This is a genomic window from Streptomyces sp. MMCC 100, from assembly GCF_041538145.2.
Taxonomy (GTDB): Bacteria; Actinomycetota; Actinomycetes; order Streptomycetales; family Streptomycetaceae; genus Streptomyces.
On the sequence record NZ_JBGORK020000001.1, the window covers coordinates 804,951 to 818,436 of the forward strand.

The 13,486-nt window shown below is 72.4% G+C and carries 12 protein-coding genes; 6 read left to right on the top strand and 6 right to left on the bottom strand.

What is annotated here, in order from left to right; genetic code table 11:
* The first annotated feature begins 146 nt into the window (after positions 1 to 146).
* A complete protein-coding gene (locus ABS735_RS03790) occupies positions 147 to 743 on the top strand; it encodes a histidine phosphatase family protein (RefSeq protein WP_373899961.1) in 597 nt (198 codons plus the stop codon).
* A gap of 137 nt (positions 744 to 880) precedes the next feature.
* Here ABS735_RS03790 and ABS735_RS03795 read toward each other — a convergent pair whose 3' ends face one another.
* The gene (locus tag ABS735_RS03795; RefSeq protein WP_373899962.1) at positions 881 to 2,293 is read right to left on the bottom strand and encodes an NsdA family TPR-like regulatory protein; all 1,413 of its coding nucleotides are present in this window, start codon (positions 2,291 to 2,293) and stop codon (positions 881 to 883) included.
* Positions 2,294 to 2,575: 282 nt separating this feature from the next.
* Between ABS735_RS03795 and ABS735_RS03800 the strand changes: the two genes are divergently transcribed.
* Both ABS735_RS03800 and ABS735_RS03805 read left to right on the top strand, forming a co-directional pair.
* Positions 2,576 to 2,956: a hypothetical protein gene (locus ABS735_RS03800; protein ID WP_373899963.1), complete on the top strand. Its 381-nt coding sequence runs from the start codon at positions 2,576 to 2,578 to the stop codon at positions 2,954 to 2,956.
* 31 nt (positions 2,957 to 2,987) lie between these two features.
* Entirely contained in the window at positions 2,988 to 3,857 is an 870-nt protein-coding gene (locus ABS735_RS03805) for a spermidine synthase (protein ID WP_373899964.1), read from the top strand.
* A gap of 22 nt (positions 3,858 to 3,879) precedes the next feature.
* Here the strand turns inward: ABS735_RS03805 and ABS735_RS03810 are convergent, their stop codons facing one another.
* Positions 3,880 to 4,446, bottom strand: a complete 567-nt coding sequence (locus tag ABS735_RS03810) for a hypothetical protein (protein WP_373899965.1) — start codon at positions 4,444 to 4,446, stop codon at positions 3,880 to 3,882.
* Positions 4,447 to 4,565: 119 nt separating this feature from the next.
* Here ABS735_RS03810 and ABS735_RS03815 point away from each other — a divergent pair, with 119 nt between their 5' ends.
* The 3 genes from ABS735_RS03815 (at position 4,566) to ABS735_RS03825 (ending at position 8,443) form a co-directional block, all read left to right on the top strand.
* On the top strand, positions 4,566 to 5,255 hold the full coding sequence (locus ABS735_RS03815; RefSeq protein ID WP_373899966.1) for a response regulator transcription factor: 690 nt from the start codon (positions 4,566 to 4,568) through the stop codon (positions 5,253 to 5,255).
* Positions 5,252 to 6,694: a sensor histidine kinase gene (locus ABS735_RS03820; protein WP_373899967.1), complete on the top strand. Its 1,443-nt coding sequence runs from the start codon at positions 5,252 to 5,254 to the stop codon at positions 6,692 to 6,694. The genes ABS735_RS03815 and ABS735_RS03820 overlap by 4 nt, the downstream gene beginning before the upstream one ends.
* 273 nt (positions 6,695 to 6,967) lie before the next feature.
* The gene (locus tag ABS735_RS03825) at positions 6,968 to 8,443 is read left to right on the top strand and encodes a glycoside hydrolase family 18 protein (RefSeq protein WP_373899968.1); all 1,476 of its coding nucleotides are present in this window, start codon (positions 6,968 to 6,970) and stop codon (positions 8,441 to 8,443) included.
* 114 nt (positions 8,444 to 8,557) lie between these two features.
* On the opposite strand, the gene ABS735_RS03830 is transcribed toward ABS735_RS03825, so the two are convergent.
* From ABS735_RS03830 to ABS735_RS03845, 4 genes are all read right to left on the bottom strand, one after another.
* Positions 8,558 to 9,997, bottom strand: a complete 1,440-nt coding sequence (locus ABS735_RS03830; protein ID WP_373899969.1) for a GH1 family beta-glucosidase — start codon at positions 9,995 to 9,997, stop codon at positions 8,558 to 8,560.
* Between the two features lie 114 nt (positions 9,998 to 10,111).
* Positions 10,112 to 11,023: a carbohydrate ABC transporter permease gene (locus ABS735_RS03835; protein ID WP_373899970.1), complete on the bottom strand. Its 912-nt coding sequence runs from the start codon at positions 11,021 to 11,023 to the stop codon at positions 10,112 to 10,114.
* A 12-nt stretch (positions 11,024 to 11,035) separates the two neighbouring features.
* A complete protein-coding gene (locus ABS735_RS03840) occupies positions 11,036 to 12,049 on the bottom strand; it encodes a carbohydrate ABC transporter permease (protein WP_373900218.1) in 1,014 nt (337 codons plus the stop codon).
* A 5-nt stretch (positions 12,050 to 12,054) separates the two neighbouring features.
* Complete coding sequence (locus tag ABS735_RS03845) at positions 12,055 to 13,380, bottom strand: ABC transporter substrate-binding protein (protein WP_373899971.1); 1,326 nt, start codon at positions 13,378 to 13,380, stop codon at positions 12,055 to 12,057.
* Positions 13,381 to 13,486: the final 106 nt, after the last annotated feature.

Genomic DNA, 13,486 nt, shown 5'->3' on the forward strand with positions numbered 1-13,486 from the left:
CGAGCCACTCTACGGCCTCGCCGAGCCCGCTCCGCGAAACGCCCTCGGACCGGATAGACGCGGGCACCGCCCCTCGGGTTGCCCGGACGGACAGTACGGGATGATGGAAAAGTCCCCTCAGACATTTCTCCCGGAAAGGCCTCTTCATGGCACCGCGCATTCTGCTGGCCCGGCACGGACAGACGGAGTGGTCGCTGTCCGGCAGACACACCGGCAGGACCGACGTGCCGCTCCTGGAGGAGGGCCGGCGCGGCGCGAAGCTGCTCGGCGAGCGGCTGCACCGGGCGCCGCTGGACGGGCTGCCCGGCGTGGAGGTGCGGACCAGTCCGCTGGTGCGTGCGAGCGAGACGTGTGAGCTGGCGGGCTTCGGCGAGCGCGCACGCGCGTGGGACACGCTGATGGAGTGGGACTACGGGGCGTACGAGGGCATGACGCCGGACCAGATCCAGGCCGTGCGGCCCGGCTGGCTGATCTGGCGGGACGGGGTGCCCGAGGGGGAGAGCGTGACGGACGTCACCGCGCGCGCGGACGAGGTGGTGGCGTGGGCGCGGGAGGCGGAGCGGGACGTGCTCGTCTTCGCCCACGGGCACATTCTGCGGGCGATCGGGGCGCGGTGGCTGGGGCTGCCGGTGTCCTTCGGGGCTCGGATACGGCTGAACCCGACGTCGCTGTCGGTGCTGGGGTGGGCGTACGGGGAACCGGCGGTGGAGAGCTGGAACGACGTGGGGCATCTCGTCGGCTGACGGTTGGTGCCCTGCCGGTGCCAGTGCGGCGCCCGGCGTTGGGGCTGGGCGGGGGTGGGGTGCGCGGGCCGGCGCTTGCCGGGTGCCGCTGCGCCCACCCGTGCCGCCCCAGCGGCACGACTGCCCGCAGTTCGGGGTTACGCCGGTCTCGGTAGGGCTCCGTGGCGGTCCAGGAAGGCGGAGACGCCCGACGACCGGCGGTGGGGGAGGAGCACCCGGGCCGTCCCCGCCAGCATCGTGTGGATGCGGGAGGACTGGACCTCGCCCAGCAGGTCCAGGACGCGCATGCCCGCTCCCGCCGCTTCGTCGGGGCGGCCACCCCGGGCCAGGTCGTCCGCCAGCTCCGCCGAGTACAGCGCGAGGTTCCGGGTGAAGTGCGGGTCCTGCAGGTCGGCCGCCCGCCGCGCGTGCCGGGCGGCCCGGGGCCAGTCGCCCAGGGCGGACCAGCACTGGGCCTCCAGCCCCTCCAGCTCGGCCTCGCCGTAGAAGCTCATCCACTCGGGGTCGGCGTCCGAGACCCCCCGCCCGTAGAAGGTCTGCGCGCGGACCAGCGCCTGCTCGCAGCCGACACGGTCCGCGAGCCCCGCCCAGCCGCCCGCCTCGCGCAGCGCGAGCAGGGACATCAGCCGGTCCGAGCCCAGCGGGCGGGCGGCGCGCTGCGCGGCCTGGGCCGCCCGTACCGCCTCGCGCGGACGGCCGGCGTCGCGGGCCAGGAACGCCATGTTGCAGAAGGCGTGCGCCTCCAGGGCCGCGTCGCCGTTCATCCGGGCGGTGGCGAGGGCCTCGGCGTAGTGGGAGCGCGCGTCGTCGAAGCGCCCCGAGTCGTGCGCCAGCCAGCCCACCGAGATCGCCAGTTCACCGGCGCCCGTGAAGAGCCGGTCCGCGGTCGCCTGCCGGGACGCGCCGGCGTCCAGGAGCGCGTACGCGGTGCGCAGCGGGGCCGCCGCGCGCCGGTAGAGACCGTCCGCGCCGTGCCGGTCGTCCAGCAGCCGGATCCGGCGGACGGCTTCTTCGAGGGCGCCGGCCTCGCCCGTCCCGGCCCGGCGGGTGGGGCGCCCGGCCGCCGCGGCGTCGAGGGCGAGCCCCAGGGGGGTCAGCGAGGCGGCGGCCACCGTGGCACCGCTCGTCATGAATGCGCGACGCAGCACGTCGCTCTCCTCGTTGTTGTCGTGCGTTTCGTACAGGTCTTGCTCGTCTTGCGTGTCATACGTCTCATACGGCTCACCCGCCCCCCGCGACTCACCGGTGGTGCGCGCCTGGCGTCCGCGTACCGACGAGCGGGGCGCGAACCCCAGGTCGGTGAGCGTGCGGCCGGGGAACATGTGCAGGAACACCCGCTCGTAGGCGTAGTTGGGGCAGCGGATCTCGCCCGCCTCGACCCGGCCGACATAGCGCGCGTCACAGCTGACCCGCTCGCCGATCTCGCGCGCGGCCCGGCGGACCGCCGCCGCGAACTCCGCCGGGGAGCGCTTGCCGCGCAACCGCCTGAAGGCGAGGTTCGGCCGCGGTGGCCGTTCGGGCTGGGCGGAGGTCACCGTTGACGACGCCATGGCCGGGTCCTCTCGTGCGAACCGTCGAACCATGCCGGGAGAGCGCACGCCCCAGCGCGGCCCTGTTTCCGGCGAGCAAGAACGTACCGGCTGTGACGGAGTCGCCACGCACTGTTTGGCTACAAACCGGATATCTCATCCACGATCTGCCATGAAGTGCCATCCTTTGCGGCGGGCCTGTGCCGTAGCCGTTGACGGTCCGCCGCGTTGAACAGGGTGGACCGGGAGGCCCCCGACTCCCGATCCGCTCGTCCGAGAAGGAGTTCCGTGGTGGAGGCCGGGATGGACACCAGCATCAGCGATCCCCCCTGCGACGCCTGTGACGTCGTCACCGTGCCGACCCGGCAGGGTCTGGAGGCGGTCGACATCATCAGGCGGGGAGCCGGTGAGGGGGTGGGCTCGGTGCTCCACGACGACGGCTGCGACACCCTGGGCTTCCTGGTGCCGCCGGGCACCGCCGCCGCCTGGGACGTGCCGGGCAGCACCTGCACGGAGACGGACGGCCGGGGGCTGAGCATCGTCCCGGAGCCCGAGCCGCCCGTGGAGGGCTCCGACTGGCTGCTGCCGCCCGGCGAGGCGGACCTGGCGACCGACCCCGCCGTACTGCGGGCCGCGCTGGGCGAGGCGGCCCGGCTGATCAGGGCGGCGGACAGCTGCCGCTGAGCACCGTCGTGCCCGGTCCGATAATGGACCGATGGGAAAGTCCACAAACGCCCGCCGCGGGCGCGCTGCCGCCGAAGCCGTCGTCGAGGACGTCGACGGAGGGCGCGCCGAGCTGGTGCCCGACCGGGACCGGCCCCGGGCCTGGACGCTGCTGATCGACGGCGCCCCGCAGTCGCACGTCGACCTCGACGACCCGGCGTACCTGTCCTTCGAGTACCAGCGCCGCATCGGCCACGTCATCGACCTGGCCGCCCCGCAGGGCAAGCCGGTGCGGGCCGTGCACCTCGGCGGCGGCGCCCTCACCCTCGCCCGCTACGTCGCCGCCACGCGCCCCCGCTCCACCCAGCAGGTCGTCGAACGCGACGCCGCCCTCGTCCAGCTGGTCCGCCGGGAGCTTCCCCTGGACCCCGGCGCGCGGATACGGGTGCGGTCGACGGACGCCCGCGCCGGGCTGGCCAAGGTGCCCGACGGCTGGGCGGACCTCGTCGTCGCGGACGTCTTCGGCGGGGCCCGAACGCCGGCCCACCTGACCTCCATCGATTTCCTCGACGAGGTGCGGCGCGCGCTCGCGCCCGGCGGGGTCTACGCCGCCAACCTCGCCGACGGGCCGCCGCTCGCCCACCTGCGCGGCCAGATCGCCACCGCCGCCGCCCGGTTCGCCGAACTCGCCCTCGTCGCCGACCCGGCCGTACTGCGCGGCAAACGCTTCGGCAACGCGATCCTGGTCGCCTCCGACCACCCGCTGCCGGTCGCCGAACTCACCCGCCGCGCCGCCTCCGACCCGCACCCCGCGCGCGTGGAACACGGCCGTGCGCTCACCGACTTCACCGGCGGCGCCCAGCCCGTGACGGACGCGGCGGCGGTGGACTCGCCCGCACCGCCGGAGTCGGTCTTCAAGTGAGCCTTCGACCGAACACGCTGGTTCAGTAGCTGCCGATCTCCACCCGGGGCGGCCCGTCGTGCCAGGTGCAGAACACCGACACCCGGTCGGCGCCCGAGGTGAACTCCACCCGGATCCACGACTCCGTCTTCCACACCTGCATCGACCAGCCCGCACCCGGCGTCGCCGACACCAGGGACGCGGACGACGTACCGAGGTCGAAGACCGCGCGGCCCCCGTCGGTGTCGTAGCTCCTGACCCGGCCGGACGTCGCGGGGGCGGGGCTCGCCGGGTCGGCGGGCGGAGGGGTGGACGGTGCGGTGCGCGACGGAGTGGGGTCGGGCTCGCGGGGCGTCGCGCTCGGCGTCGGCGACGCGCTGTCCGACGGCGACGGCGAAGGCGACGGCCGGCTGGTGGACGAGGCCAGGGACTCGCCGTCGTCGCCGCCTTCCCCGTCCCGCACGCTCGCGTCGGCGGCCGTGATGGGCAGCGCGCGGGGGGCGTCGTAGGCCGTGCCCGCCATCACCGTGTGGACGCCCCACCACGACAGCGTGACCGCGGCGCCGGTGGCGAGCAGCCAGGCGATCACGTGGACGAGTCCTCTGCGCATCGCGGCCATACTGCCTCACCCGCCCCACCCGTGTCGCGTGAACGTCGTGTGACGCGGGCCCGGGCGGAGTTGTCCACAGGCCCGGACCGGGTCGGTCCGCATGGCGTACGGTGCCGCCCATGGCAAGTGTGCTCGTGGTCGAGGACGACCAGTTCGTACGCTCGGCGCTCATCCGGCAGCTCACCGACGCCTCGCACACCGTGCGCAGCGTGGGCACGGCACTGGAGGCGCTGCGCGAGGTCGCCCATTTCCGGTTCGACGTGGTGATCCTGGACCTCGGACTGCCCGACCTGGACGGCTCCGAGGCGCTGAAGATGCTGCGCGGCATCACCGACGTGCCGGTGATCGTCGCCACCGCCCGGGACGACGAGGCAGAGGTCGTACGGCTGCTGAACGCGGGCGCGGACGACTACCTCACCAAACCGTTCTCCGTCGAGCACCTGTCGGCCCGGATGGCGGCCGTACTGCGCCGGGCCCGCGGCGGCCCGGCGGAGGCGGCGCCGCCGACGGTCATCCGGGTCGGCGGCCTCACCGTCGACCCGCTGCGCCGCCAGGCCGAACTGGACGGGACGGCCCTCGACCTGACCCGCCGCGAGTTCGACCTGCTCGCCTTCCTGGCCGGCCGGCCCGGGGTCGTCGTGCCCCGCAAGGAACTGCTCGCCGAGGTCTGGCAGCAGTCCTACGGCGACGACCAGACCATCGACGTCCACCTGTCCTGGCTGCGGCGCAAGCTGGGCGAGACCGCGGCCCGGCCGCGCTATCTGCACACCCTGCGCGGCGTCGGCGTGAAGCTGGAGTCACCGCGATGAGATGGGCCCTGGTCAAGGTCTCGCTGGCGGTCACCGCGATGGTCGTGGTCGCCTTCGCCGTGCCCCTCGGACTCGTCATCCGCGAGATGGCCCGGGACCGCGCCTTCTCCAACGCCGAACGGGAGGCCGCCGCCGTCGCCCCGGCCCTGTCCATCACCACCGACCGCGAGCAGCTGGAACGCGTCGTCGCCTCCGCCGGCTCGGACACCGGGATGGCCGTGCACATACCGGCGCCCGCCGACGAGAGCGGCGGCGCCACCGACATCGGCCGGCAACGCGCCACCGACATCGGCCGGCAGCGCGCCACCGACGAGGACATCGCCGCCGTACGGGAGATGGGGCGGGCCTCCACCACCGAGGTGGGCGGCGGTTCCACCCTGCTCCAACCGGTCGCGCTCAGCTCCGGCGAGATCGCCGTCGTCGAGGTGTACGTCCCCGAGTCCGCGGTGACCAACGGCGTCGGCACGGCCTGGGCGGTGCTCGCGGCGGTGGGCGTCGCCCTGATCGTCGGTTCGGTCGCGGTCGCCGACCGGCTGGGCGTACGGATGGTGCAGCCCGCGCGGCGCCTGGTCGACGGGGCGCACGAGCTGGGGGAGGGCAAGCTGGGCGCGCGGGTGCCCGTGGAGGGGCCGGACGAACTCCGACGCGCGGCGGTCGCGTTCAACTCCATGGCCGACCAGGTCGTCCAGCTCCTCGCCAACGAACGGGAGCTGGCCGCCGACCTGTCCCACCGCCTGCGCACCCCGCTGACCGTGCTGCGCCTCAACGCGGCCTCGCTCGGTGACGGCCCTGCCGCCGACCAGACCCGGGCCGCCGTCGAGCAGCTGGAGCGCGAGGTCGACACCATCATCCGCACCGCCCGGGACGCCAAGCCGCAGACGGCCGCCGCCGGTCCCGGCGCCGGGTGCGACGCGGCCGAGGTGGTCCGGGAGCGGATGGGGTTCTGGTCGGCGCTGGCCGAGGACGAGGGCCGCAAGTGGCGGGTGGCCGGAGCCGACCGGCCGGTGCGCATACCCGTGGCCCGCGCCGACCTGGCCGCCTCCCTCGACGCGCTGCTCGGCAACGTCTTCCGGCACACCGCCGAGGGCACCGCCTTCGCCGTCGACCTGCACAACGGCGAGGACGCGGTGATCGTGCTGGTCTCCGACGCGGGCGCCGGGATATCCGACCCCGAGGCGGCGATGGCCCGCGGCCGGGGCTCGGGCGCCGACGGGTCGACCGGGCTCGGCCTGGACATCGTGCGCCGGATGGCGGAGTCCACCGGCGGTGACGTACGCATCGGCTCCTCCGTGCTGGGCGGCACCGAGGTGCGGATCTGGATCCAGCTGGACGGGCGGACGGCGCCGGTGCGGCGCGGGCACCGGGGTGCCGTACGCCGACGCAGGCAGGGCCGTGCGCCGATGCCGACGTCCGCGGCCCCGGCCGGCCGCGACCATTGATCGGTCCCGGTCGGCCCCGGTCGGCCGCGACCATTGATCGGCCCCGATCGGCCCCGATCGGCCCCGATCGGCCCCGATCGGCCCCGATCGGCCCCGGTCGGCCGTGACCATTAATCGGTCCCGATCCCTTCCTTAAGCCCACCCTAAGATCGCCAACCCCCGTCCGGATCAGGCTCTTTGCCCGTTTCCGGGTCGCTAGCGTGCTGCCGCACCCCCACTCCGCTCCCGCCGGCCTCCGCCGGGGGCACCGTGAACAGCGAAGGCAGGCACGTGATGCGCACGCACCGACGCAAGGTCAGTGGCAGGAACAAGGCGATCGGCACCCTCGTCGCGGCGGCCGTGGCCGGCGGCGGGGCGCTGCTGTTCACCAGCACCGCCCAGGCGGCCGCGGTCGGCGCCGCGTACACGAAGACCAGCGAGTGGTCGACGGGCTACACCGCCCAGTACGTCGTCACCAACAACACCGGGCAGGCGAAGGCGGACTGGACCCTGGAGTTCGACCTGCCCTCCGGCGCGAAGCTGGGCTCGCTGTGGAACGCCGAGTCGGAGGTCAGCGGCCAGCACGTCACCGTGACCCCGCCCCAGTGGGACACGGACGGGCTGAAGGCCGGCGAGTCCGTCACGGTCGGCTTCGTCGTCAACGGCACCGCCGACCCGACCGGTTGCCTCGTCGACGACGCCGCCTGCTCGACCGACGACGGCGCCACCCCCGAGCCCAGCGGCCGCCCCACCGATCCCCCGGCCCCGACGCCCACGCCGACCCCCACCCCCACGGCGACCGACACCGCCGAGCCGACCCCGACCGACACCCCCACCACCCCTGCGCCGACCGGGACCCCCGGCAACGGCACCGCAGCCGGCGCCGGCTTCGCGCCGTACGTCGACACCTCCCTCTACCCGGCCTTCGACCTGCTCGCGCACGCCGAGGCGACCGGCGTGAAGGACTACACCCTCGCCTTCGTCACCGACGGTGGCGGCTGCACCCCCAAGTGGGGCGGCGTCACCGACCTCGGGAGCGACGCGGTCGCGAACCAGATAGGCGCCCTGCGCGCGAAGGGCGGCGACGTCCGCGTCTCCTTCGGCGGCGCCTCCGGCTCCGAACTCGGCACCACCTGCACGTCGGCCGACGCGCTGGCGGCGGCGTACGGCAAGGCCGTCGACGCCTACCAGCTCACCAAGGTCGACTTCGACGTCGAGGGCGGCGCGCTGCCCGACACGGCCGCCAACACCCGCCGCGCCCAGGCGATCGCCGCGCTCCAGAAGCAGCACCCCGGCCTGGACGTCTCCTTCACCCTGCCGGTGATGCCCGAGGGCCTCACCCAGGCGGGCGTCGACCTCCTCGCCGACGCGAAGAAGAACGGCGTGGACATCGACGCCGTCAACATCATGGCGATGGACTACGGCCCCGCGTACAGCGGCGACATGGGCACCTACGCCGAGCAGGCCGCCACGGCCACCCAGGCCCAGATCAAGGGCGTCCTCGGCCTGTCCGACGCGGACGCCTGGAAGACGGTCGCCGTCACCCCGATGATCGGCGTGAACGACGTCGCCTCCGAGGTCTTCAAGGTCGACGACGCCGCCCAGCTGGTGGAGTTCGCGCAGTCCAAGGGCCTGGGCGGACTGTCCATGTGGTCCGCCACCCGCGACAAGGCCTGCCCCGGCGGCCCGAAGCCCTCGGCCGACGCCACGTGCAGCTCCGTCGACCAGGAGCCGAACGCCTTCTCCAAGGCGTTCGCCGCCTACAAGTAGGGGCGGGCTCCCTCCCGTGGGGCCGGGCCCCACACCGGCCCTGCGAGCGGGGCGCGGCATCCCCCCGTGGGATGTCGCGCCCCGTCTCACATGCCCCTCCGGCTTCCCGAGGGCCTACTCGGCCGCGTCCACCGGCGGCAGCGCCCCCGTGCGGGCCGCCCGGCCGTACCACAGGGCGCTCGACTTCGGGGTGCGCTCCTGGGAGGCGTAGTCGACGTACACCGCGCCGAAGCGCTTCTCGTAGCCGTACGCCCACTCGAAGTTGTCCAGCAGGGACCACAGGTAGTAGCCGCGCACGTCGGCGCCGTCGGCGATGGCCTGCCGGACCGCCGCGAGGTGGCCGTTCAGGTAGGCGACCCGCTCGGGGTCGTGGACCGAGCCGTCCGCGCCGGGCTTGTCGTCGTAGGCGGCGCCGTTCTCGCTGATGTACAGCGGCATGCCGGGAGCCTCGCGGTTGTAGCGCATGATCAGCTCGTGCAGGCCGGACGGGTCGACGCTCCAGCCCATCTCGGTGCGCTCGCCCGGCGGCTGGTGGAACGCCACGTCGTCCGCGGCGGGCCACGGCGAGTGGTCACTGGCGCCGTGGCCGTCGGCGCGCGGGGCGCGCGAGTCGGCGTCGGCCGCCGAGACCACCGTGGGCGTGTAGTAGTTGAGGCAGATCGCGTCGATGGGCTGGCGGATCTGTCCCAGGTCGCCGTCCTGGACGTACGACCAGTCCGTCACCGACGCGGTCGCCTCCAGCAGGGACTGCGGGTAGGCGCCGTGCAGGATCGGACCGTGGAAGATTCCGCCGGACAGGTCGTCGATCTTGCGGGCCGCCGCCAGGTCCGCCGCGCTCTGCGACAGCGGCCGCACGACGGACGTGTTGAGGCTGATCGCCACCGAGTTGCGGGCCGGCATCACCGAACGCAGCGCCACCGTGCTCAGGCCGTGCGCCAGGTTCAGGTGGTGCGCGGCGCGCAGCGCGGCCGCCGGGTCGGTGCGGCCGGGGGCGTGCACACCGGAGGCGTAGCCCAGGAAGGCGGCGCACCACGGCTCGTTCAGCGTGATCCACTGCTCCACCCGGTCGCCGAGCGCCTCGCCGACGATCTGCGCGTACTCGGCGAACCGGTAGGCGGTGTCCCGCTCGGGCCAGCCGCCCGCGTCCTCCAGCTCCTGCGGCAGGTCCCAGTGGTAGAGGGTGACGGCCGGCTTGATCCCGGCGGCCAGCAGCTCGTCCACCAGGCGGCGGTAGAAGTCCAGGCCGCGCTGGACGGCGGGGCCGCGGCCGGTCGGCTGCACCCGGGGCCAGGAGATCGAGAAGCGGTAGGCGCCGAGGCCCAGGTCCTTCATCAGCGCCACGTCGTCGCGGTAGCGGTGGTAGTGGTCGACAGCGATGTCACCGGTGTCCCCGCCGGCGGTCTTCCCGGGGGTGTGGCTGAAGGTGTCCCAGATCGAGGGGGTACGGCCGTCCTCCCGCACCGCGCCCTCGATCTGGTACGCCGAGGTGGCGGCGCCCCACAGGAAGGCGGGGGGGAAGGTCACCGGGGTCGCCGGCGTTGCGGACTCAGGCATGGAAGCGCTCCCATTGCGGGTCATGGCGGGTCGGGTCGTGGAAGACCGACACGTGGAAGTACGAGGGGGGAAGGCGGGGCCGGGACGGCGGTGGCCCGGCCCCCGGGACGGGTGTCATCCCTTGACGGCGCCCTGCATGATGCCGCCCACGATCTGCTTGCCGAAGATCGCGAACACCAGCAGCAGCGGCAGCGTGCCCAGCAGCGCGCCGGCCATGATCAGGGACTGGTCCGGGGTGTAGCCACGGCCCAGTCCGGCGAGGGCGACCTGCACGGTCGGACTGCCGTTCTGCGTCAGCACCAGGAACGGCCACAGGAAGTCGTTCCAGGACTGCACGAACATCAGCATGCCGAGCACCGCCATCGCGGGCCGCGCCGCCGGGAACACCACGTGCCAGATCACGCGCCAGCTGCCGGCACCGTCCACGCGCGCGGCCTCGATGATCTCGTCCGGCAGCGCCTGGAGCAGGTACTGCCGCATGAAGAACACACCGAACGCGTTCACCAGGGACGGCAGGATCACCGCCTGGAGCTGGTCGGACCAGTCCAGCTTCGCGACCATCATGTACAGCGGGATGATGCTGAGCTGCGGCGGCACCATCATCGTGCCGATGACGATCAGCATCAGCGCGTTGCGTCCGCGGAAGCGCAGCTTGGCGAAGGCGAACCCGGCGATCGTCGACAGGAAGACGATGGTGAACGCCGAGATCCCGGCCACGATGGTGGTGTTGAGGAAGGCCTCGCCGAGGTTGGCGTCGTTCCAGGCGACCTCGAGCTTGTCGAACAGGTTGCCGCCGAACCAGAAGGGCGGCGGTGTCTGGGCGAGCCGCTGGTTGTCGCGCGAGGCGGCGATCGCCGTCCACACCAGCGGGAACAGCGAGCCGATGGTGAACAGGGCGAGGATGATGTAGGCGATCGGCCCGGCGTGCAGATGCCCGCCCGCCCGGGACGCCTTGGAGCCTCGTCGGCCCCGCCGGGACGGCTCGGGTGCCGCGTCGGCCGGGGGTTTCGTCATGGTCGTCGTCACGGCCGGTTCTCCTTAACTACTGGCGCGCAGCCGGCGCGAGATGACGGCGTTGAGGACACCGATCACGATGAGGATCAGGAACATCGCCCAGGCGATCGCGGAGGCGCGGCCCAGGTGCTGGTTGACCCAGCCCTGCTCGTACAGGTACAGGCCGAGCGTCTGGAACTGGTGCTGGGAGCCGCCCGAGGCCCCCTTGTTGGCGTCGAACAGCAGCGGCTCGCCGAAGACCTGCGAGGCGCCGATGGTCGACACGACGACCGTGAACAGGATCGTCGGACGCAGCGAGGGCAGCGTGACGTGGATGAACTGCCGCCAGCGGCTGGCGCCGTCCAGCGCCGCCGACTCGTACAGGTCCTGCGGGATCGCCTGCATCGCGGCCAGGTAGATCAGCGCGTTGTAGCCGGTCCAGCGCCAGATGACGATCGAGGACACGGCGAACTTCGACGCCCACGAGCCGTTCTGCCAGTCGATCTTGTCCAGGCCCACCAGGTCGAGGAACCAGTTGATCATGCCGTAGTCACGGCCGAAGAGCAGCACGAAGACCAGCGAGGCCGCCGCGATCGACGTCGCGTACGGCGCCAGCATCACGACCCGGTAGAAGGTCGAGGCACGCAGCTTGTAGTTGAGGATGTGCGCGAGGCCCATCGCCATCAGCAGCTGCGGCACCGTGGAGATGATGCCGATGTACAGCGTGTTCTTCGCGGCGTTCCAGAAGAACTCGTCGTCGAAGATGCGGGTGTAGTTGTCCAGCCCCGTCCACGTCATGTCGGTGGGCGCGGTCAGCTCCACCGTGTGCAGCGAGGCCCAGCCGGTGTAGATCAGCGGGAACAGGCCGAAGGCGAGGAAGAGCAGGAAGAACGGCGAGACGAACGCGTACGGGCTCCAGCGCATGTCCCGCTGCCAGCGGCGGGAGAGCTTGGCCCGCCTCTTGCGGTCCGCCTCCGCGGACGCCCTGGTGCCGGGCGGGCGGCCCGGGGCCGCGCCCCCCTTGACGGGGGACGCGGCGGTGTCGTGCCGGGTGGTCATTCCGGTCACTTCTCCAGGTTGTTGTCGATGGTCTTCACGGCGTTGTTCCACGCGTCCTTGGCCGACTTGCCCTGGGTGACGAGGATGACGCCGTTGTCGGTCAGACCCTGCTGGATGATCTGGTCCTTCGGGCCGATCACCTGCGTCGGGATCTGCTCGGCGGCCTTGGCGAACAGCTCGCCGATCGGCGCGTCACCGGTCATGTCGTTCTTGCCGCTGGTCACCTGGGGGAGCTTGTAGGCGGCGGGAGCGCTCGGGAAGCTGCCCATCTTGGAGAACAGCTTGGCCTGCTGCTCGGGCGCGGTCAGCCAGGTGACCAGCTTCTGGGCCTCCTTCACGTGCTTGCCGCTCTTGGGCACGCCCAGGAAGGTGCCGCCCCAGTTGCCGGCCTTCGGGGCCTGGGCCACGTCCCACTTGCCGGCGGAGTCCGGCTGGGACTTGGCCTTGATGGTGCCGAGCATCCACGGCGGGCAGGCGACGGTGGCGAACAGGCTGTTGGAGATGGTCTGGTCCCAGGCCGGCTGGAACTGGGTCTGCGACTGGACCAGGCCCTTCTCGGCCGCCTCGGCGGTCAGGTCGAAGGCTTCCTTGATCGCCGGGTTGGTCTTGTAGATGACCTTGCCGGAGGCGTCGTAGAACTTCTCGTCCTCACTGCTGACGATCGCGTTGATCAGACCGCCGGGGGAGTCCATGAAGTAGGTGTCCTTGCCTGCACCCTTCTTGTACTTCTCGCCGGCCTCGATGAACTTGTTCCAGTCCCCGGCCCACAGCTTGGAGACCTCCTCGCGGTCGGTCGGCAGGCCGGCCTTCTCGAAGAGGTCCTTGCGGTAGCAGATGGCCATCGGGCCGATGTCCGTGCCGAGGCCTATCGTGGCGCCGTCCTTGGCGGTGGCCTGCTGCCACTTCCAGTCCAGCCAGTTGTCCTTCTTGACGCCGTCGGCCTTGGACATGTCCTCGAACTTGTCCGCCTGGGTGGCGACGACCTCGGCGATGTTGCCGACCTCGATCGCCTGCACGTCCTGGAGGCCGCTGTTGGTGGTGAGGTGGTTGACCAGAGCGGGGTAGTAGTTCTCGTTCCGCTCGGTGACGTTCTCCTCGATGTTGATGTCCGGGTTGAGCTTCTCGTACTCCTCGTAGAGACCGGCCTCCTTGAAGCCCATCGTCCCGAACAGACCGAGGGTGATGGTGGTCTTGCCGCTGCTGTCGCCCGACGACGAGCTGTCCTCGTCGTTCCCGTCGTCGGCACAGCCGGCCAGCAGCCCGGCGCCCAGCGACGCGATGGCCGCCATGACCACCACCTTGCGGGCCGATCCTCTGCGTGCTGCTCGCATTTGCGTCCTCCTGTTGCCCTGACGTGCCGACCCCCCGGCCAACTACATGGTTGGACCCGCTGCTTCATGTGTTTCGTTCGTCGCTGCGGCTCGGGCGGGGAACGTG

Excerpts from the sequence above, each read along its gene's own strand:
- ABS735_RS03805 (WP_373899964.1), top strand. The coding sequence starts at position 2,988 with ATGGGAAAGTCCACAAACGCCCGCCGCGGGCGCGCTGCCGCCGAAGCC.
- ABS735_RS03800 (WP_373899963.1), top strand. The coding sequence starts at position 2,576 with ATGGACACCAGCATCAGCGATCCCCCCTGCGACGCCTGTGACGTCGTC.
- ABS735_RS03815 (WP_373899966.1), top strand. The coding sequence starts at position 4,566 with ATGGCAAGTGTGCTCGTGGTCGAGGACGACCAGTTCGTACGCTCGGCG.
- ABS735_RS03790 (WP_373899961.1), top strand. The coding sequence starts at position 147 with ATGGCACCGCGCATTCTGCTGGCCCGGCACGGACAGACGGAGTGGTCG.
- ABS735_RS03810 (WP_373899965.1), bottom strand. The coding sequence starts at position 4,446 with ATGCGCAGAGGACTCGTCCACGTGATCGCCTGGCTGCTCGCCACCGGC.
- ABS735_RS03830 (WP_373899969.1), bottom strand. The coding sequence starts at position 9,997 with ATGCCTGAGTCCGCAACGCCGGCGACCCCGGTGACCTTCCCCCCCGCC.
- ABS735_RS03845 (WP_373899971.1), bottom strand. The coding sequence starts at position 13,380 with ATGCGAGCAGCACGCAGAGGATCGGCCCGCAAGGTGGTGGTCATGGCG.
- ABS735_RS03840 (WP_373900218.1), bottom strand. The coding sequence starts at position 12,049 with ATGACCACCCGGCACGACACCGCCGCGTCCCCCGTCAAGGGGGGCGCG.
- ABS735_RS03825 (WP_373899968.1), top strand. The coding sequence starts at position 6,968 with ATGCGCACGCACCGACGCAAGGTCAGTGGCAGGAACAAGGCGATCGGC.
- ABS735_RS03795 (WP_373899962.1), bottom strand. The coding sequence starts at position 2,293 with ATGGCGTCGTCAACGGTGACCTCCGCCCAGCCCGAACGGCCACCGCGG.
- ABS735_RS03820 (WP_373899967.1), top strand. The coding sequence starts at position 5,252 with ATGAGATGGGCCCTGGTCAAGGTCTCGCTGGCGGTCACCGCGATGGTC.